The sequence below is a fragment of the Aliiroseovarius salicola genome, assembly GCF_027891095.1.
Classification (GTDB): domain Bacteria; phylum Pseudomonadota; class Alphaproteobacteria; order Rhodobacterales; family Rhodobacteraceae; genus Aliiroseovarius; species Aliiroseovarius salicola.
The window spans coordinates 482,490-500,359 of record NZ_JAQIIO010000001.1; the positions used below are offsets into that span (position 1 = coordinate 482,490).

General features: G+C 56.1%; 18 protein-coding genes. 8 read left to right on the forward strand and 10 right to left on the reverse strand.

Annotated features, from left to right (window positions below):
* Nucleotides 1-60: 60 nt before the first annotated feature.
* The 6 genes from tsaE to trxA are packed head-to-tail and all read left to right on the forward strand — an operon-like array spanning nucleotide 61 to nucleotide 8,886.
* Complete coding sequence (gene tsaE / locus O2N63_RS02465; protein ID WP_271052525.1) at nucleotides 61-546, forward strand: tRNA (adenosine(37)-N6)-threonylcarbamoyltransferase complex ATPase subunit type 1 TsaE; 486 nt, start codon at nucleotides 61-63, stop codon at nucleotides 544-546.
* The gene (locus tag O2N63_RS02470) at nucleotides 543-1,544 is read left to right on the forward strand and encodes an aminoglycoside phosphotransferase family protein (RefSeq protein WP_271052526.1); all 1,002 of its coding nucleotides are present in this window, start codon (nucleotides 543-545) and stop codon (nucleotides 1,542-1,544) included. Before tsaE ends, O2N63_RS02470 begins: the two co-directional genes overlap by 4 nt.
* On the forward strand, nucleotides 1,529-2,209 hold the full coding sequence (locus O2N63_RS02475; protein WP_271052527.1) for a nucleotidyltransferase family protein: 681 nt from the start codon (nucleotides 1,529-1,531) through the stop codon (nucleotides 2,207-2,209). The genes O2N63_RS02470 and O2N63_RS02475 overlap by 16 nt, the downstream gene beginning before the upstream one ends.
* A complete protein-coding gene (gene addB, locus O2N63_RS02480; protein ID WP_333780718.1) occupies nucleotides 2,196-5,150 on the forward strand; it encodes a double-strand break repair protein AddB in 2,955 nt (984 codons plus the stop codon). The genes O2N63_RS02475 and addB overlap by 14 nt, the downstream gene beginning before the upstream one ends.
* Nucleotides 5,147-8,530: a double-strand break repair helicase AddA gene (gene addA / locus O2N63_RS02485; RefSeq protein WP_271052528.1), complete on the forward strand. Its 3,384-nt coding sequence runs from the start codon at nucleotides 5,147-5,149 to the stop codon at nucleotides 8,528-8,530. The genes addB and addA overlap by 4 nt, the downstream gene beginning before the upstream one ends.
* Before the next feature lie 35 nt (nucleotides 8,531-8,565).
* Nucleotides 8,566-8,886 (forward strand): thioredoxin, encoded by a 321-nt coding sequence (gene trxA, locus O2N63_RS02490; RefSeq protein ID WP_271052529.1) that lies wholly within the window; start codon nucleotides 8,566-8,568, stop codon nucleotides 8,884-8,886.
* 124 nt (nucleotides 8,887-9,010) lie between these two features.
* Here trxA and O2N63_RS02495 read toward each other — a convergent pair whose 3' ends face one another.
* Nucleotides 9,011-9,274, reverse strand: a complete 264-nt coding sequence (locus tag O2N63_RS02495; protein ID WP_271052530.1) for a hypothetical protein — start codon at nucleotides 9,272-9,274, stop codon at nucleotides 9,011-9,013.
* A gap of 2 nt (nucleotides 9,275-9,276) precedes the next feature.
* Complete coding sequence (locus tag O2N63_RS02500; protein ID WP_271052531.1) at nucleotides 9,277-9,486, reverse strand: hypothetical protein; 210 nt, start codon at nucleotides 9,484-9,486, stop codon at nucleotides 9,277-9,279.
* A gap of 166 nt (nucleotides 9,487-9,652) precedes the next feature.
* On the opposite strand from O2N63_RS02500, the gene O2N63_RS02505 reads away from it, so the two are divergent.
* Nucleotides 9,653-10,339, forward strand: coding sequence for a Crp/Fnr family transcriptional regulator (locus O2N63_RS02505; RefSeq protein WP_271052532.1), 687 nt, complete (start codon nucleotides 9,653-9,655; stop codon nucleotides 10,337-10,339).
* 9 nt (nucleotides 10,340-10,348) lie between these two features.
* Here the strand turns inward: O2N63_RS02505 and O2N63_RS02510 are convergent, their stop codons facing one another.
* The 7 genes from O2N63_RS02510 to O2N63_RS02540 all read right to left on the reverse strand — a co-directional run bounded on the left by O2N63_RS02510 (nucleotide 10,349) and on the right by O2N63_RS02540 (nucleotide 16,561).
* Nucleotides 10,349-10,603, reverse strand: a complete 255-nt coding sequence (locus O2N63_RS02510) for a cytochrome C oxidase subunit IV family protein (protein WP_271052533.1) — start codon at nucleotides 10,601-10,603, stop codon at nucleotides 10,349-10,351.
* 1 nt (nucleotide 10,604) lies between these two features.
* Complete coding sequence (locus O2N63_RS02515; protein WP_271052534.1) at nucleotides 10,605-11,171, reverse strand: cytochrome c oxidase subunit 3; 567 nt, start codon at nucleotides 11,169-11,171, stop codon at nucleotides 10,605-10,607.
* Complete coding sequence (locus tag O2N63_RS02520; RefSeq protein WP_271052535.1) at nucleotides 11,168-13,120, reverse strand: nitric oxide reductase activation protein NorD; 1,953 nt, start codon at nucleotides 13,118-13,120, stop codon at nucleotides 11,168-11,170. The genes O2N63_RS02515 and O2N63_RS02520 overlap by 4 nt, the downstream gene beginning before the upstream one ends.
* 6 nt (nucleotides 13,121-13,126) lie before the next feature.
* Nucleotides 13,127-13,936 (reverse strand): CbbQ/NirQ/NorQ/GpvN family protein, encoded by an 810-nt coding sequence (locus O2N63_RS02525; protein WP_271052536.1) that lies wholly within the window; start codon nucleotides 13,934-13,936, stop codon nucleotides 13,127-13,129.
* Between the two features lie 18 nt (nucleotides 13,937-13,954).
* Nucleotides 13,955-15,316 (reverse strand): cbb3-type cytochrome c oxidase subunit I, encoded by a 1,362-nt coding sequence (locus O2N63_RS02530; RefSeq protein ID WP_271052537.1) that lies wholly within the window; start codon nucleotides 15,314-15,316, stop codon nucleotides 13,955-13,957.
* Nucleotides 15,317-15,333: 17 nt separating this feature from the next.
* Nucleotides 15,334-15,786 (reverse strand): c-type cytochrome, encoded by a 453-nt coding sequence (locus O2N63_RS02535; protein WP_271052538.1) that lies wholly within the window; start codon nucleotides 15,784-15,786, stop codon nucleotides 15,334-15,336.
* Nucleotides 15,787-15,955: 169 nt separating this feature from the next.
* Nucleotides 15,956-16,561: a L,D-transpeptidase gene (locus O2N63_RS02540; protein WP_271052539.1), complete on the reverse strand. Its 606-nt coding sequence runs from the start codon at nucleotides 16,559-16,561 to the stop codon at nucleotides 15,956-15,958.
* Between the two features lie 162 nt (nucleotides 16,562-16,723).
* On the opposite strand from O2N63_RS02540, the gene dalA reads away from it, so the two are divergent.
* Nucleotides 16,724-17,233 carry a divisome-associated lipoprotein DalA gene (gene dalA, locus O2N63_RS02545; RefSeq protein WP_271052540.1) on the forward strand — a complete coding sequence of 170 codons (510 nt, stop codon included), beginning with the start codon at nucleotides 16,724-16,726 and terminating at the stop codon, nucleotides 17,231-17,233.
* A 51-nt stretch (nucleotides 17,234-17,284) separates the two neighbouring features.
* On the opposite strand, the gene O2N63_RS02550 is transcribed toward dalA, so the two are convergent.
* A complete protein-coding gene (locus O2N63_RS02550) occupies nucleotides 17,285-17,788 on the reverse strand; it encodes a L,D-transpeptidase family protein (protein WP_271052541.1) in 504 nt (167 codons plus the stop codon).
* Nucleotides 17,789-17,870: the final 82 nt, after the last annotated feature.

Here is a 17,870-nt window from a genome sequence, read left to right on the forward strand (position 1 = left end):
AAAATCTGATACCGGGCAAACAGGCTTGCGCCTGCGGCGGGGGCCGCTCATATTCGCCAAATGAGCACACCCCTTTTTCACGAGCATCTGTTTCACGATAGCGCGGCCACATCAGAATTCGCCGTACGCCTGTCGGCGCTGCTGCACCCTGGCAGCGTGATATTGCTGGAAGGGGGGATTGGCGCGGGTAAAACCCATTTCGCCCGCAGTCTCATCCAGGCGCGCATGGCGGTCAGCGGGGTTGTGGAAGATGTGCCCTCCCCGACATTCACGCTGGTGCAGACCTATGACGACGCAGAAGGCGAGATTTGGCATGCTGACCTTTACCGCCTGACCCATCCAGATGAAGTTGACGAACTTGGCCTGATCGATGCGTTCGAGGATGCAATCTGCTTGGTGGAATGGCCTGATCGATTAGGGGATTTGACGCCGGAACATGCACTAACCATCGAGTTTTCCGCCACAAAAACCGAAGGTGAGCGGCACGCCCGGTTCATTTGCCCAACCCCCGAATGGGCGGCCCGCGTCGAGGAGGCCCTGACATGACCCGCGCGGCGCTGTTGCAGGCGTTTCTCGAGGAAAACGGATTGCAGGACGCCAAGCCCACCCCACTCGCCGGTGATGCCTCTGCCCGACGATATTTCCGCCTTCTCCGCGCTGGCGTCCCATATGTGTTGATGGATGACCCGAGCGAGGCCATCCAGCCGCGTCAGGCCTTTATTGATATCGCCTCACACCTGCGCGCAATCGGACTATCCGCACCAGAGATCATTTCCCATGATCTCCCCAACGGGTTCATCTTGATGGAAGATCTTGGCGACACCCTGTTTGCGCGTGAAATTGACACTCATCCAGCCTGCGAGAACAGGCTCTATTTCGCCGCAATCGACATATTTGACCCGCTACATGCGGCCCCTCCTCTTGCTGTGCCGCGATATGATGCGAAAACAATGGCTGCCGCCACCGATCTCGCCTTTCTGTGGTATCGAGAGACACCCACAACCAAACTCGACCCCGACGCATTGCAGATCCAATCAGAGTTGAGGCGCGCGCTACAGGCTGTCGACATCCCTCCGGCGTTGTCCTTGCGGGATTATCACGCCGAAAACCTGATCTGGTTGCCAAACCGAACCGGTCACGCGCAGGTGGGACTTTTGGATTTTCAGGACGCGGTTCTGACCCATCCGATCTATGATCTGGTCTCGCTCACCCGTGACGCTCGACGGGATGTGTCCCCCGACGTGGCACAGGCCTGCCTGCAACGCTTTGCAGAGGCGCGAGGTGGCGACATTGAAGCTCTGACACATGCCGCAGCCGTGATCGCAGTGCAGCGCAATCTTCGCATTCTTGGGATCTTTGCCAGACTATCCCGAAAAATGGGGAAATTGAGCTATGTGGATCTCATCCCCCGGGTTTGGGCAATGCTGCTGAATGACCTTGAGCATCCTGAATTGACCGGCCTCCGCCGCGCACTCCTTTCGCGCCTGCCCGCACCAGACTCCGACTTTCTCAACCAACTGAGGACACCATGCCCGACGCGATAATGATTTTTGCTGCCGGGCTCGGCACCCGCATGGGCCCTTTGACCGCAGATCGACCCAAGCCAATGATCAAGGTCAACGACCGACCATTGATTGACCACGCCGTTGATCTGGCACGGGGGGCGGATCTGTCTCGGATTGTGGCAAATGTGCATTATCTTCCGGATCTGCTGATTGACCATCTGGCACCGCAAGGCGTGTTGATTTCTGACGAGCGCACCGAAATCCTTGAAACGGGGGGTGGGCTGCGAAAAGCGCTGCCATTGCTTGAAGCCAATCCCATCTTCACTCTGAATTCCGATGCAGTCTGGACCGGCCCCAACCCGATCAAAACCCTGAAGGCTGCATGGGATCCCGAGCGGATGGACGCGCTTCTTGTCCTTGTCCCCCGTAGCCGCGCCGTGGGATATACGCGCCCCGGCAATTTCCTGATCGGTCCTGACGGGCGCATTACGCCCGGTGACGGGCATGTTTATACAGGACTGCAAATCATCCGAACCGATCATTTTGCGGCCCACAAAAAATCCGCTTTTTCCATGTGGGAGATCTGGAACAAAATGCTGGCAGATCAGCGTGTCTTTGGCCTGATCCATGAAGGCGGGTGGAGTGACGTTGGCCATCCAGAAGGTATTCCTCTTGCCGAAAATATGTTGAATGAAAATGTTTGAGCACACTGATAAACCGCGGCTTTTTGCGCTTCCTCCCGGTCTGGATTTTCCCAATGCCGTTGTGCAGGGTGTGCTGGAACGGGCTACTGGCATCCGACCGGAAGCGCTCGCGCAGGTCGAGATCTACGTCAACACCCAAAGGATGCAGCGGCGGATGCGCAGCTTGTTTGCCGATGGCGGCGCGCGTCTATTGCCACAGATTCGTGTGCTGGGTGAAATTGGTCAGGATCTGGCCACTAAAGATCTCCCCCCCGCCATTCCGCCCCTCCGGCGGCGATTGGAGCTGGCGCAGCTTGTCGCGAGGCTGATCGAAGCCGAACCAGACCTCGCACCGCGCAGTTCGATCTTTCCACTTGCCGACAGTCTTGCTGACTTGATGGATGAAATGCAGGGGGAGGGTGTATCGCCAGAGACCCTGCGCAATCTGGATGTCGATGACCAATCTGGCCATTGGCAACGGGCATTGAGTTTTGTGTCGCTGGTTGAGCAGTTCCTTGGTGACGCCGCAAAGACCAACCCAGACAAAGAAGGTCGACAGCGGCAGGTCATAGAGCGGCTGGTGACGCGCTGGGCCGACACACCACCAACCCACCCGGTGATCATCGCGGGCTCCACCGGGTCGCGTGGGGCCACCGCCCATTTGATGCGGGCGGTCGCAAGATTGCCGCAAGGGGCGGTGATCCTACCAGGTTTTGATTGGGACATGCCAAATACCGCCTGGGCTCAGCTGGAGGACGCACTTAGTGCTGAAGATCATCCGCAATACCGTTTTGCGGCATTGACCCGGGATCTGGGATTAACGCCAGAGGATATTCAGCTCTGGGCCGCTACGTCTGCCCCCAATCCGGCGCGTAACCGGTTGCTGTCACTTGCCCTGCGCCCCGCACCGGTTACCGATCAATGGCAGATCGAAGGGCCGGTTTTTGAGGGCGTTCAGAACGCAACGCAGGGTGTGACGCTGGTTGAGGCAAAATCACCGCGCCAAGAGGCGCTGGCCATCGCATTGATCCTGCGGGACGCGGCAGAGCGGCGAGAGCCAATTGCCCTTATCACCCCGGACCGGAACCTGACACGGCAGGTCACAGCCGCGCTGGATCGCTGGGGTATTGAACCCGATGACAGTGCCGGTCGCCCATTGGCGCTCTCAGCTCCCGGGCGCTTATTCCGTCACGTTGGGGATCTTTTCCTGCGTGAATTGACCAGTGATCACCTTCTGGCCATCCTCAAGCATCCGTTGACCCATAGCGGCAGCGCGCGGGGTGATCACCTGCGCTGGACTCGTGATCTGGAACTGGAAGTGCTCCGCCGTGGCCTTCCTTATCCCACCCCGGAGGCACTTAACCAATGGGCCTTGAAACGCGAAGGGGACGAGGCGCTTCAAACATGGGTAAGCTGGATCAATGAGACCCTGTTTCAGCCCAACTTCTCCGAAACCAAGGATCTTGAGACCTGGGTTGATCAACATGTCACCCTGACCGAAATCGTCGCTCGCGGACCGGAAAACTCCGACCAAAGCGAGCTTTGGAACAAACCTGCTGGGCGCGAAGCCCTGCGCAAAATCACCGAGCTTCAGAATGAGGCCCCGTTCGGTGGAGAGATGAGCGCACAGGACTATATGAGCCTGTTTTCCGCCATTCTCAATCAGGGTGAAGTGCGTGATCCAAACACACCCCATAAAGGCATCATGTTCTGGGGGACGCTAGAGGCACGTGTGCAAGGAACCGAAACCGTTATTCTCGCAGGGTTGAATGAGGGAAGCTGGCCAGAAGCCCCCAAGCCCGACCCATGGATGAACCGGAAAATGCGCCAGCAGGCGGGGCTTTTGCTGCCTGAACGTCGCATTGGCCTGTCTGCACATGACTTTCAGCAAGCCGCCGCCGCCAAACGCGTTATCCTGACACGCGCCGCACGCAACGATGAAAGCGAAACGGTACCCTCGCGCTGGATCAATCGATTGGTGAACCTATTGGGGGGGATGTCGTCCGATGGATCTGAAGCGCTCGGCGCGATGCGTCAGAGAGGCGAAACGTGGTTGAGCTGGGCAGAGCAGCTTGAAGCTATTTCAGTGTCTGTTCCTGCAGAAAATCGCCCCTCTCCTCGTCCACCCGTAACGTCACGCCCAACGCGTCTCTCTGTCACACGGATTTCCAAGCTGATCCGGGACCCTTATGCAATTTATGCCGAGCAGGTTCTAAAACTGCGCCCGCTTCGCCCCCTTCATCAACCACCAGACGCCCCCCTGCGCGGAACGGTGTTGCACCAGGTGCTTGAGGACTTTGTCACCCAAAGACCGGATGAGGAAACCTCCGATGCTGCAAAAGCTCGACTTCTGGAGGTTGCAGATGACGTTCTGAACCGAGAAGCCCCTTGGCCAGCAACGCGCGCCCTGTGGAAAGCAAAGCTTGAGCGTGTGGCCGACTGGTTTATCGATGAAGAGGCAAAAAGAAGGGACTATTCCAGAACAATCGCTACCGAAGTCCGTGGTCAACTTAAACTGGATGACCTCGGATTTACCCTGACTGGCACGGCGGACAGGATCGATCAGGACCATGATGGACGGCTGTGGATCTATGACTACAAGACCGGCAGCCCCCCGAGTGAAAAAGCGCAGCGGCATTTCGACAAACAATTGTTGCTCGAAGCTGTGATCGCAAAGGCAGGTGGGTTTGAAAAGCTGCCGGACAGCGATGTGGGGCATGTAGCTTATATCGGTCTGGGGGCCCAGCCCGTATGTATCAACATTCCGCTCAGCCCACCAGAAATCGACCAGATCAAGGATGAGCTTTCGGATCTGATCAGCGCCTATCACAGGCCAGAACAGGGGTATCTTTCCCGACGTGCCGTGCAGGAACAGAGGTTTGAGGGAGACTATGACCATCTGGCAAGATTCGGAGAATGGGACGACAGCCAGCCCGGAAATGATGTGGAGGTTGGGCAATGAGGTTTGACGATGCCACCCAGCGCCAAATTGACGCCGCCGATCCCGCCAGCTCGACCTGGTTGTCCGCCAATGCCGGATCGGGCAAAACGCGGGTATTGACCGACCGCGTGGCCCGGCTTTTGCTGGACGGGGTCAGCCCGCAGAACATCCTATGCCTGACCTATACCAAAGCCGCCGCAAGCGAGATGCAGAACCGTTTGTTCCAACGTCTGGGCGAATGGGCAATGAAAGATGATGTGGCGCTAAATCAGGCTCTGATCCAGCTTGGAATTCCCACTCCAGCCATCGATCTGCGACAGGCACGGCGCCTGTTTGCCCGTGCAATCGAAACGCCGGGCGGTTTGAAAATTCAGACCATCCACGCCTATTGCGCCGGGCTGTTGCGCAAGTTCCCGATGGAAGCGGGGATCTCACCGCAATTTACCGAAATGGACGACCGGGCGGCAAAGTTGTTGCGGACTGAGATCGTAGATCAACTCGCTCTTGCGCATCCCGAGTTGGTTGCTGATCTCGCACGGTATTATACGGCTGAGGATTTCGACGGGTTGACCGCAGATATCGCCAAGAACCGTCAACATTTCTTAACGGAGACATCCGATCAAGAGATCCGAAAATGGTTCGATCTCCCCGCCACGATTACAGAGGAGCAGGTAATCGCACGCGCGTTTGGCCCCGGTGATCCGACCCTGATCAATCGACTGCGTGATGCGCTGCCCAGGGGCACAAAAAACGACAATACGGCTCTGAACCGGCTGAATATGGTGCAAACGGATCGGATGGATCTTCGAGACCTCAAGATTTGCGAGACTGTATTCCTCGCAGGTGAAAAGACGAAAACGCCCTTTGGCCCGAAGACAAACAGTTTTCCACAATCGGCACAGCTGCGTAAAGAAGAACTTGTAGATCTGATGCCTCAGCTAAACGGGCTGTACGAACGGGTCGCCGATGCGCGCGCCTTGCGGGCCGGGCTATCCACTGCACAGAAAACCGCAGCACTTTATGCTTTTGCGCGGAAATTCGTCACTCACTATGAGCAGGAAAAGCAAAACCGTGGTTGGCTGGATTTCGACGATCTTATTTCCAAGGCGGGCGACCTTCTGACCGACCCGGCGGTGGCCGCCTGGGTTCTATATCGCCTTGATGGTGGGATTGACCATATTCTGGTCGACGAAGCCCAGGATACCAGCCCCGCGCAATGGCGCGTGATCGACAACCTGTCGCGGGAGTTTACCAGCGGGTTGGGCGCCCGAGATGATATAAACCGGACGATTTTTGTCGTCGGTGATCCGAAACAGTCGATCTACTCGTTTCAAGGGGCCAAACCTGACGAGTTTGAACATATGCGCGATAGTTTCCAAGAGAAGCTCGCGCAGATTGACAAGCCGTTTCAGAACCTGCCGATGGAATATTCCTTCCGCTCGTCCCCCGCTGTATTGGAGTTTGTAGATCACGCGCTTCATGATCAGGGAGGGCTCGGGGATGCGTTCAAACACCGGGCGTTTTTCCCGAAGCCCGGCCGGGTTGACCTGTGGCCAGTGATTGATCCGGTAAAGTTTGAAGAGGATCGCGACTGGTTCGATCCGATTGACAAGCTGGGGGAAGAAGATCACCGCGTACAACTCGCAAGACAGGTTGCGCAAGAGATCAAGAGGATTATTGCAACAGAGACTATTCCATCAGAAAACGGTGAAACACGCCCAGCCCATGCCGGTGATTTTCTGGTCCTGCTACGCAAGCGAAGCGAGCTGTTTCACGAGATCATTCGGGCGTGCAAGCAGGAGGGTCTTCCGATTGCCGGGGCGGACCGGCTGCGCATTGGCGGTGAGTTGGCGGTCAAGGATCTGTCGGCCCTTCTGGCGTTTCTTGCGACACCTGAAGACGATCTTTCGCTGGCATCCGTCCTGCGCTCGCCGCTGGTGGGATTATCCGAAGACGCGTTATTCCGCCTTGCACATCCACGCGGCAAGAACACTTATCTTTGGCGCGCCTTGCGGGATCAGGAAGACGCCTATTCCCAGATTGTCGCCATGCTGACCGAACTCAGGAATGACGCGGATTTTCTGCGGCCATATGAATTGATTGAGCGGGTGCTGACGCGGTTTGACGGACGGCGCAAATTGCTGGCACGCCTTGGTCAAGAAGCTGAGGATGGCATCGACGCGCTGCTGGCTCAGGCGCTGGCATATGAGCGGCTGGAAACACCCAGTCTGACGGGTTTCGTCAATTGGTTGGCCGCTGAAGAGGTCACGATCAAGCGGCAGATGGACATGGTGGGTCAGCAGATCCGGGTCATGACGGTGCATGGCTCCAAGGGGCTGGAGGCACCCGTTGTGATCATGCCTGATATGGCGCGCAACCAGACTCGCAATCGCGACGAGCTGGTTGATCTGGAAAACGGGCACGCGATCTGGAAATCCGCCAGCGGAGACATGACACCAGAGGCGAGGGCGGCACTTGACCGGGACAAGCTGGCGCAGGACGAAGAAGCCACACGACTTCTTTACGTTGCCATGACCCGCGCCGAACAATGGCTGATTTTGGCGGCCGCCGGAACCATCGGCAAGGGTGCCTCTGAATGGTACAACATTGCCACTGAAGCGATGGAGCGCGCAGGTGGGGTAATTGTTGAAGAGGGTGATCGTTCATTCCGCAGGTATGAGCTAGGGGATTGGCCAACTGATGGCATTTCGACTGAGTTAGGGACTGGTTTGCCCTCGCCTATAGTCGCGCTACCGGACTGGAGCACCAGCCGCGCCAGCCTGCCAGAGGCACCATCGAGCACCGTATCACCGTCAGACCTGGGCGGGGCAAAAGCACTGTTCCAGCCGGGGCAAGAGGAATTTGATGAAGAGGCTGCATTGCGACGCGGGCGACAAATCCATCTGTTGTTGGAATATTTGCCCGGCCACCCCTCATCGCAATGGGCGGAACACGCGCGATTGCTTTTGTCTGAGGGGGCAGATGCAGCAGGTTCCGATGAGATCAATGAGATATTGAATGAGGCCCAGCAGGTTCTGAGCGCTGAAGCGCTTTCTCATGTTTTTGCCCCTGACACACTGGCCGAAGTCGGTCTCACCGCTCCTTTGCCAGATTATGGAAGAATTCTCAGTGGCATTGTCGACCGGCTGATCATTGAAGAAAACACCGTCACGGTGGTGGATTTCAAAACCAACCGTATTGTTCCCAAGAGCGCCGATGCCACACCCGAAGGCATTTTGCGGCAAATGGCGGCCTATCGGGTGGCGTTGATGCAAATCTACCCGGATCACCAGATTGAAGCGGCAATTCTGTGGACCGCTCACGCAAAACTGATGCCGCTTGGCCCTTCGCTGCTAGATGATGCCTATCGCCGCCTTGACGTTGGCGAAGTGGCTACATAGGTTCAGGGCCAACTCGCAAATTCAGGAGAACTCTCATGGCTACTGTCGCCGTCACCGACGCCACTTTCGATGCCGAAGTGCGCAATTCCGATATTCCGGTTGTTGTGGATTTCTGGGCCGAGTGGTGTGGCCCCTGTAAACAGATCGGCCCGGCGCTGGAAGAGCTTGCAGTTGCTTACGAGGGCAAGATCAAGATCGCCAAGGTAAATGTGGACGAAAACCCGAATTCGCCGGCCCAACTGGGTGTACGCGGCATTCCGGCACTGTTCCTGTTCAAAGACGGTCAGGTTGTGTCGAACAAAGTAGGAGCAGCGCCCAAGGCTGCGCTGCAATCCTGGATCGACGAAAGCATCTGATCCGGGCACGACCCAACAAAAAGCCCCGCAATTTGCGGGGCTTTTTTATTTCAACTGCGGCTTTCCTTTTGATCCATGACCCATAGGGCTGCGTGTCGCCTCATTCATGAGGGCAGTCACGTCACTATGTCCCGTTTTCCGAGTGCCCCTCGGCTTCGTCGATCTTGGCGCGGAACCAGCGCCCGGTGATCCAGGCGGCGGGCACCCCAAGAACCATACCGATCAAAATTGAAGGGATCGGAGGAATTGTCACCGGCCATCCGGCCGATTCACCAATCAGGCTGGCAAAAAAGACATTGGTTGCCACCGCGCCGGCCATGAACGGGTAGCTCACCAAAGCCAGAGCCCAGACGGGCCACCGGCCATCGGGTTTCTGATCTTCAGTCATGATCAACTCTCGCGTTTGCGAAAGATCGAACGGTGGACAGCATAGAGCGACAGGACCATTGCAATGACCGCAACAGCCAGCCAAAGGGTTGCCCCACCGACCGCATGGGAATGACCGTCAATCACGGCTTCACGCAATGGGGTCTTGTCGTGGTGAGCAAAGGCCGGACCAGCCAGCACCATTAGAATCAGTGTTGATCGCGCATATTTCATGACATTTCTCCATCGTATGACGTGTGCAGAATAAAGGACCGGCGGCGGCAGGGGCTTGATCTTCGTCAAAGCGGGGAAATTAAGGTAACGTGTATTGAATTCACGGTGAACCGTTCCGACCCAACTGCCAGGAGGCAAGTATTTGCTCACCCAAGCTGAACTCAAAATGACCAAGCGATCCGTTCTGTTCGCGAATGTACCTGACGAGATGTTGCAGGGGCTTTTGAAAAAATGCCACAAGACAACTTGTCCCAGGGGTAACACTTTGTTTGTGCAAGGCGACCCCGCGAACTACATGTATGTGGTTCTGAAAGGCTGCGTGAAACTGACCCGGATCACACCGGGCGGGGATGAGATTGTCGTGGCAGTCTATCCCGAAGGCAACAGCTTTGGCGAAGCCATCGCCCTGAAGGGTGGGAAATACCCGGTCACAGTCGAAGCCGTGCAAGACAGCATCCTGTTGCAGGTGGAAACGCGCATCGTGTTCGAGACCCTGCGCACCGAACCTGAACTCGCGGTTGCGATGCTGAGTTCGACTTTCAGTCACCTACATGAACTGGTGATGGAAATCGAAAACCTGAAGGCCCTGACCGGCGCGCAGCGTCTGGCCACATTCCTGATCTCTCTGGCGCCGGTAGAAGAGGGGCCATGCTCATTTGTACTGCCCTACGACAAAATTCTGATCGCGAAACGGCTTGGTATGAAACCAGAAAGCCTCTCGCGTTCCTTTGCCAATCTGCGCGCCCATGGGGTTGAAGTGCAGCGCGAAGCGGTGCGGGTGAATGAAATCGCACAGTTGAAGACATTTGTGTCGGATGACGAAGGGATGCCGGTCCGCGGTCGCAGATCTTGATGACCGCTTCTATCCTGCGAGATAAAGACCCAATCCTGTCAGCAGAAAAACAACCAGAAATGCGTTGAAGCCTCGCTGCCACATCGGCGCGAGGCGCAGGCCAAGGTAATCCATAAGAATCACCCGCGCCTTTAAGCCTGCCAGCAACAGAACCAGTGCGACGAATCCCATTCCTGCCTGCGGGCGCAATTCGGTCAGAAGGGTGGTCCCTATCGACAAGGCCAAAAGGGTCAGGAAAGCACGGGTGAGGGCAGATTGGGTCATGTCACCTCACCAGATAGATGATTGGAAACAGGAGCACCCAGACCAGATCAACCATGTGCCAGAACATCGCCGCCCCTTCCAGGTTTCGCGGATTGGGCCAGCGCATGATCAACGCAAAGATCACAAGCCCGGCCACCACATGCATCGCGTGAAAGCCGGTGAGCAAGTAGTAGAACGTAAAGAACTGGCTGGTTTCTATGCCAATCCCAAGCTCTGCCTTTGCCGTGTATTCAAACCATTTCACGACAAGAAATACCAAGCCAAGAACCATGGACCCTGAGAGCCATAGCCGCATTTTATTGGGGCTATGCACTGCGCGTGCTGCAAGATATCCGCTGGAGATCAGGACAATCGTGTTCACCGCACCGGCAACGCGATTTAAGCTGTCCTGATCCTGTGCAAAAGCAACGGGATCCGCAATGCGAACCCCGAGAAAGGCCAAGAGCCCGGCACCAAACACCAACAGCTCACTGACAATTAGCACCCAGATCATCAGATCTCCGGGCAGACTGTCGAGTGGGTGGTCTTGTTCAGCCATGGCAGGAACGGGCGCCGGGCTTTGATTCATGAAACGCCCCCGGTGATATGACGATAGATCTCGGGCAGGGCCGCCGTCAGCCTATTGGCGTCGGGAACGATGGAAAAACCATCTGAACCAAAGATCCGATTCACCCAGGCCTGCCCTTTTTGATCGACCACGACACCATGAACCGCCTGCCCCAAACGCCGCGCTTCACGCACGGCCATGCGGCTATCTTCGATGCCATGACGCCCTTCGTAGTGGTCGAGGTCATTAGGTTTGCCGTCGGTTATCACCAGCAGCAACTTGCGGCTGTTCGGCCGGTCTTCAAGCCCTTTTGAGGCATGGCGCATTGCTGCACCAAGGCGCGTGTAGAAAGCGGGGTTCACGCCAGCAATTCTCTGCTCAACCACGGTCCCCATTTTCTCGTCGAAGTCTTTGCATGTCTGCACATAGACCCGATCACGCTTTAGCGACGAGAAAGTGTTGATTGCGAAGTCATCGCCACATGCGTCCAAGCCCCACGCCAGCGCAGCCAGCGCCTCGCGTTCGACTTCGATCACAGACCGGTCGCCAATGGCAGCCTCGGTTGAGCGCGACACATCGATCAGTACAGAAATCGCCAGATCCCGATCCTGCGTGCGCGCCGCGCGATAAACCCGGTTCGAAGCATGTCCAGTTGCGCGCAGCTCAACCTGAGCAGCAATCGCGGCTTCAAGGTCCAATTCGTCACCGTCCAATTGCCGTGGCAAAATCACCCGTTTGGGGCGCAAAGCTTCGAATTGGCGCTTAACTGCACGAATGCGACGCTGCGCTTTGGGATCGGTTGAAAAATCAGCCAGCTCCTCAGAAACATCTGCCTGACTGGCCAACACCCGACAGTGATCAGGCAGATAGGAGCATTTGCGGTGATCCCATTCGTGATACATATGCTCACCCGAGATCTTCTCGCGATCAGCGTCTTCGGGGCTAAGATCAAGGTGGAATTTCAACCGCGTGGCGGTCTTTTTCGAAACCTGCCCTAGCGCCAGTTCGTCCTGATCATCTGCCGCACGTTTGGCGGTATCTTCGTCATCATCTTCGATGCGACGGTTCATGTTCATGCTTTCGACCCAAGAGAAGATTGCCTCGAACTTGTGCATGATCAGGCTGTCCCTGCGTTCTGCCTGATCACTCTTGGAGCGACGCGCTTTTTTCATCCCTTCGGAAGGCGTGGCGCCGTCGCCCTGTTCTTCGGCTTCGGGCATCCGATCGCTAGGAGCGCGATTGGCAAGCGGACGCAGGTCTGGCCAAAGCGGAACAGGGCGAAACGGGCGATAACCGTGCGGTGCTGCCAAGTCGGACAAATCTGCCTCGGGCTGGCGCACTCGGGTCAACAGATCAAGACCGGTTTTGCCTTTCGGTTCCGGTCCGCCCAGAAGATGCAGGATGACCTGCTCAATCGCCTCTTCATAGCGCGGCAATGAAATGGATGGGCGCATTTCGCGGCAGGCATCAATCAGGGTCTCGTAAAATCCCTTCAAACCGGGACAATCGCGCAGAGTATCCCGTGTCATGGCAACAGAGGCCCGCAGCATCTGAATATCTAAACGCAGCAGATCTTCGTCTTGCGCAGGTTCTGATGCATGAGCCACTGATGCGGCCAGCCAGAAATAAAGGGCGGCATTGGCTTCGCGCGCTGGAAAATCGCTGATTTTCTCGGGCAGGCGTAGGGCTTCGCCGTCAAAACTAGGCCGCGCAATACGTTCACGCCAAGTGCCCAGCGCCCGCGAGGCCGACAAGCGGTGCTCTGAGGCCATAGGGCTGGCGGTTTTGATCTCGACGGCGTGACCGCCGCCAAGACCGCGAAAAAAGACACCAAGTCGGTTTTCGATTTCCGACAGGTTTACCGCTGCCTCGTCATGGGCCTCGGGTTCCTGCAAGCGGCTGGCATAGGCATGCCAGAGCTTACCGACGGTTTCTTCCGGTTCGAATAGATCGATTTCTGGGTGAGGCATCGATCATTATCCGAATATCGCCGTGACCAGATCAAGCAAGCCTTGCTTCACGTCCTGATCATCGGACAGGGGTTCAATCATCGCAGCTTCAATCGCCTGTTCAATCGGTGTACCGGCCATGATGAGCGTGGCACAATAGATAATCAGACGGGTCGAAACGCCCTCTTCCAGATCCTGACCCTTGAGGCCACGCAGCTTGCCAGCCAGACGCACCAGATTCTTGGTGCGGTCTTGGTCCAACCCGCTTTCGCGCATCACGATGTCAACTTCGCGGTCGGGTGACGGGAAGTCAAAATCAAGCGACAGGAAACGTTGGCGTGTCGATGGTTTCAGGGTTTTCAGGATGTTCTGGTAGCCCGGGTTGTAACTGGCGACGAGCATGAAGCCGGGTGCGGCTTCGATCTCTTCACCCGTCTTGTCCAGGGGCAGAATACGGCGGTCATCCGTGAGTGGGTGCAAGACAACAGTGACGTCCTTGCGTGCTTCGACCACCTCATCAAGGTAACAAATCGCACCCTCGCGCACGGCGCGGGTCAGCGGCCCATCGACCCAGACGGTTTCACCGCCCTTGAGCAGATAGCGGCCAACAAGGTCTGCCGCCGACAGGTCGTCATGGCAGGCCACAGTGTAAAGCGGGCGGCCCAGACGGGCGGCCATATGCGCGACAAATCGGGTTTTGCCGCATCCGGTCGGGCCTTTCAGCAGGACCGGGAGTTCGTTGTTATACGCCGTCTCGAACAGTTCACATTCCTGTCCGACTGGGGCGTAGAAGGGGGCCGAAGCCCCCTCCGATTTGGTTTGTGGAACGGTAGACATTGTTTAGTCCTTTATAGATTAGGCTTCTTCGCCTGTGCCTTGCGAGATCACCTCGCGACGTGGCGCCAATTGGGCGTAGATGAACAGCAGGGCGCCGATCACAACCGCTGCACCGGAACCCCAGCGCATCAGGTAGAACAGGCCCAGACCTTCTTGGACGTCCATGAAGTTCTCGCCCAGCACACGTTGCATGTGGGTCTGAACCGTACCGGCAAAGGTCAGGACAAAGGTCATGAATGCCATGCCGCCAGTCATCAGCCAGAAGCTTACCATATTGAGCACCTGGTTGTACGGATCACGACCGCGAAGGATCGGGAACGCGTAGCTGAAGATCGCCAGGTTCATCGATACATAAGCACCGAAGAAGGCAAGGTGGCCGTGGGCTGCAGTGATCTGCGTACCATGGGTGTAGTAGTTCACACCGTGCAGCGTATGCAGGAAGCCCCACACACCAGCACCGAAGAAGGCCACAGTCGAGGCACCCAGCGCCCAGAGCAGGGCCGCTTTGTTCGGGTGATCACGTTTGCCTTTCCAGACCATCACGAAGCTGAACGCCATCATTGCAAAGAATGGGATGACTTCAAGCGACGAGAAGATCGAACCAATCCACTGCCAGTAACCGGGGGTACCGATCCAGTAGTAGTGGTGGCCAGTCCCGAGGATGCCCGAGAACAGCGCGGTGGCAACGATGATGTAGAGCCACTTTTCAATGATCTCACGGTCAACACCGGTCATTTTCAGCATCAGATAGGCGAGGATCGAGGCCATCACCAGTTCCCAGGTACCTTCCACCCACAGGTGAACGATGTACCACCAGAACATTTTATCCAGTGCCAGGTTTTCCGGGTTGTAGAAGGCAAACAGGAACAACAGCGCCAGACCCCAGAGGCCCAGAAGCAGCACGTTCGTGATCGCGGTCTTACGGCCTTTCAGAACCGTCATGGTCACGTTGTAAAGGAACATCAGGGCGGCAACGACGATGCCAACCTTGACCCAGACCGGCTGTTCGATGAACTCGCGGCCTTCCATACCAAGGAACCAGTTGCCGTGGAACAGGTTGAACACATAGGTCACAACCACGCCCAGCGTACCCACCAGCAGAATGATCAGCTGCAGATATGCAATCATCGGCGAATGGATCTCACGTTCGGCTTCTTCCGGGATTAGGAAGTAAGCCGCACCAAAGAACCCCAAAAGCAACCACACAACCAAAGAGTTGGTGTGCAGCATCCGGATGATGTTGAATGGCATAAGTTCCGAAAGGAAATTCGGCTGGACGTAAATCCAACCAGCGATAAGCCCGCCGGACACCTGGACTGCGAATAGAATCATCGCGGCCAGGAAATACCAGTAGGCAATTTTCTGTGTTTGATATTTCATGATCTTTCCTCCGTGCCTCAGCCTGCCTCATTGGGCGGCCAGCCCTGGGCATCGATCTTGTTCACCCAGAGGAAGAAGTTCGCAAGATCACGAACCTGCTCTTCGGTCAGGTTAAACTGTGGCATCTGACGACGGCCTTCGATGCCAGTTGGCATCGCTTCCATCCATCCTTGCAGCACGTCAAACGCACCTTCAGGGTCGTCTTCGACGCCCCAACGTGCCATCACGTTTTGCAATTCAGGCGCAAAATACGCCCCTTCGCCCATCAACGTATGACAGTTGATACACGCATTTTCTTCCCAGACACGCTTGCCCTTGGCTACACTCTCTGTCAGCTCCGCGTGAACGGTCGACTTGTTCTTGATGTGGCTGACGGACTGTGCCGACAGGATCAGGAACACGACGATAAAGAACAGAGAGCCGCCATAGAACACATTGCGCGCCATGGTCTTTGTCATGACTTCCCGCATTTTAGTCTCCAACTCAGCTTCTCCCATCCAAGATAGGAAACCGGGCTCGAGACAATCTTGACAATTGTTAAGCAAATTGCGGTTTGTCGAACCTTCTAAAAACAAGAGAAACAAACGAAAAAACCCCGCCAATAACGGCAGGGTTTACTAGATCTCGTGGTCGGCCAGGTCAGATAATCAATACCTGCGTGCCAACCTTGGCCATATCAAACAGCTCTGAGATATGTTCGTTGTAAAGCCCAATGCAGCCATTGGACGACCGGCGCCCGATCTTACGTGTGTCATGGGTGCCGTGGATCCGGTAGTAGGTCCAGCTCAGATAAAGAGCGTGGGAGCCCAGAGGGTTGTCCGGCCCCGGACCGATATATTCCGGCCATTCGGGATTGCGCTTCAGCATTGCAGGTGTCGGGCGCCAGCTTGGCCCCTCAACTTTGCGAACAATCTTTGTGCGCCCTTTGCGAGTCAAATCCTCGGTCAACGGCACCGACGAAGGGAACAGCTTGTAAACCGTCTGATCCTCTGACCAATAGTGCAAAGCCCGTGATGTAACATCGACAAGGATCACACCGTTTTTGGTGTTCGAGAAGTAGGGACGCCAATCCAGTGAGCGAAAGCTTGAAATATTGCGACGCACGCGTTCCGTGATCTCTTCTTCAATCTCGGTCGTCTCATCCCCAGTCTGGGCAAATCCGGGCGCAGCCGTCATCGTTGCAGCTGCAGCGGTTGTTCCTAGAAAGGACCGTCTGCTGATCAATTTCGAGTACTGATCGGCCATATTTTCTCTCCAATACACACTGGCAAGTCCAGCACTATATATGGCGTGAAGGCCGCAGTCGCAAATCAAACAAGCGTTAAGTTGCACATTTCCGCCTGTTGCGTTTGATCCGCGACACATTCCTATGTAGAGGGGGAGGACTCTCGATTTCGGATGACACGAATGAAACGCAGAATTTTTATTGGTTTGGCTGCCGCTCTAACCATCGGTGCATGTACCACAGGTGAAAGCACGTACCGCCGCTCTGATGGTACCGTTGCCAAAATTTATCGGATCGGTGCCGGGCAGGAAAGCAAGATCCAGTACAACATGCTGGATTCCATCAACTCACTGCGGCAAGCTGCCGGGCAGGCTCCTGTTGTGCTGAATGCCCGTCTGAATGCTGCCGCGGCCACCCATTCCCGCGACATGTCCGTACAGAACCGTCCGTGGCATTTCGGATCAGATGGATCCTCTCCCATCGATCGCGTCGCTCGCACAGGATTTGAGGGTCTGATGTTGGGTGAAGCCATTTCCGAAACATATGAGACCGAGCTTGAAACCCTCTCGGCCTGGATGGATGAACCCGGAACGCGGGATGTGATCCTGGATCCTCGAGCAAGGAAACTTGGGTTCGCTTGGCTTCAGGAGCCGGGTGGCAAAATCTGGTGGACCCTGTTGTTGGGAAGCTAACGCCTTCAAAAAAACCGCGCTTGATGAGCGCGGTTTTTTGTTGAGGGGGGATCAGGGCAGAATGTCCACCGTGGTTCCATCACGTACCATCAACCAAATCTCTTCAATTTCCTGATTTGAAACAGAAATGCATCCGGCAGTCCAATCCGGCCCTTCCGGATCCTGCTTGCGGCGGGCGCCGTGAATGAAAATATCTCCACCCGGTTTCCGGCCCTGCGCTTTGGCAAATGCGATATCCTGCACATTGGGATAAGAAATTCCCAATGACAGGTGGAACGCACTGCGCAAATTGCGGCGGTTTATGTGGTACCGACCCTCGGGCGTCTTGCCATCCCCTTGAAACTGCTTGGGACCCTCTGGCGCAAATCCCAGATCTACATCAAAGGATTTCAGAACCTCCTGATGATGCAGAAGATACATCTTGCGATGTTGTTTCGAGATCACGACTTGCGTCACTTCCGGCCCATAATACTTGCGCACGGTCTTTGTTTTCTTGGCACATGATGCCAACCCCATGACACCGATAATGGCCAGGATTGCGATGAGTATCCGCATGATTTTGCCTGTTGCCCGTTTTTTGTCGTTGCGTATTCAATACCGCATCAACAGCGGTTCGAGCAATACAGGTTGGAAAAAG

What these genes read in the sequence shown, in the direction of transcription:
- tsaE (WP_271052525.1), top strand. Translation starts at nt 61, where the DNA reads ATGAGCACACCCCTTTTTCACGAGCATCTGTTTCACGATAGCGCGGCC.
- O2N63_RS02470 (WP_271052526.1), top strand. Translation starts at nt 543, where the DNA reads ATGACCCGCGCGGCGCTGTTGCAGGCGTTTCTCGAGGAAAACGGATTG.
- O2N63_RS02475 (WP_271052527.1), top strand. Translation starts at nt 1,529, where the DNA reads ATGCCCGACGCGATAATGATTTTTGCTGCCGGGCTCGGCACCCGCATG.
- addB (WP_333780718.1), top strand. Translation starts at nt 2,196, where the DNA reads ATGAAAATGTTTGAGCACACTGATAAACCGCGGCTTTTTGCGCTTCCT.
- addA (WP_271052528.1), top strand. Translation starts at nt 5,147, where the DNA reads ATGAGGTTTGACGATGCCACCCAGCGCCAAATTGACGCCGCCGATCCC.
- trxA (WP_271052529.1), top strand. Translation starts at nt 8,566, where the DNA reads ATGGCTACTGTCGCCGTCACCGACGCCACTTTCGATGCCGAAGTGCGC.
- O2N63_RS02495 (WP_271052530.1), bottom strand. Translation starts at nt 9,274, where the DNA reads ATGACTGAAGATCAGAAACCCGATGGCCGGTGGCCCGTCTGGGCTCTG.
- O2N63_RS02500 (WP_271052531.1), bottom strand. Translation starts at nt 9,486, where the DNA reads ATGAAATATGCGCGATCAACACTGATTCTAATGGTGCTGGCTGGTCCG.
- O2N63_RS02505 (WP_271052532.1), top strand. Translation starts at nt 9,653, where the DNA reads ATGACCAAGCGATCCGTTCTGTTCGCGAATGTACCTGACGAGATGTTG.
- O2N63_RS02510 (WP_271052533.1), bottom strand. Translation starts at nt 10,603, where the DNA reads ATGACCCAATCTGCCCTCACCCGTGCTTTCCTGACCCTTTTGGCCTTG.
- O2N63_RS02515 (WP_271052534.1), bottom strand. Translation starts at nt 11,171, where the DNA reads ATGAATCAAAGCCCGGCGCCCGTTCCTGCCATGGCTGAACAAGACCAC.
- O2N63_RS02520 (WP_271052535.1), bottom strand. Translation starts at nt 13,120, where the DNA reads ATGCCTCACCCAGAAATCGATCTATTCGAACCGGAAGAAACCGTCGGT.
- O2N63_RS02525 (WP_271052536.1), bottom strand. Translation starts at nt 13,936, where the DNA reads ATGTCTACCGTTCCACAAACCAAATCGGAGGGGGCTTCGGCCCCCTTC.
- O2N63_RS02530 (WP_271052537.1), bottom strand. Translation starts at nt 15,316, where the DNA reads ATGAAATATCAAACACAGAAAATTGCCTACTGGTATTTCCTGGCCGCG.
- O2N63_RS02535 (WP_271052538.1), bottom strand. Translation starts at nt 15,786, where the DNA reads ATGCGGGAAGTCATGACAAAGACCATGGCGCGCAATGTGTTCTATGGC.
- O2N63_RS02540 (WP_271052539.1), bottom strand. Translation starts at nt 16,561, where the DNA reads ATGGCCGATCAGTACTCGAAATTGATCAGCAGACGGTCCTTTCTAGGA.
- dalA (WP_271052540.1), top strand. Translation starts at nt 16,724, where the DNA reads ATGAAACGCAGAATTTTTATTGGTTTGGCTGCCGCTCTAACCATCGGT.
- O2N63_RS02550 (WP_271052541.1), bottom strand. Translation starts at nt 17,788, where the DNA reads ATGCGGATACTCATCGCAATCCTGGCCATTATCGGTGTCATGGGGTTG.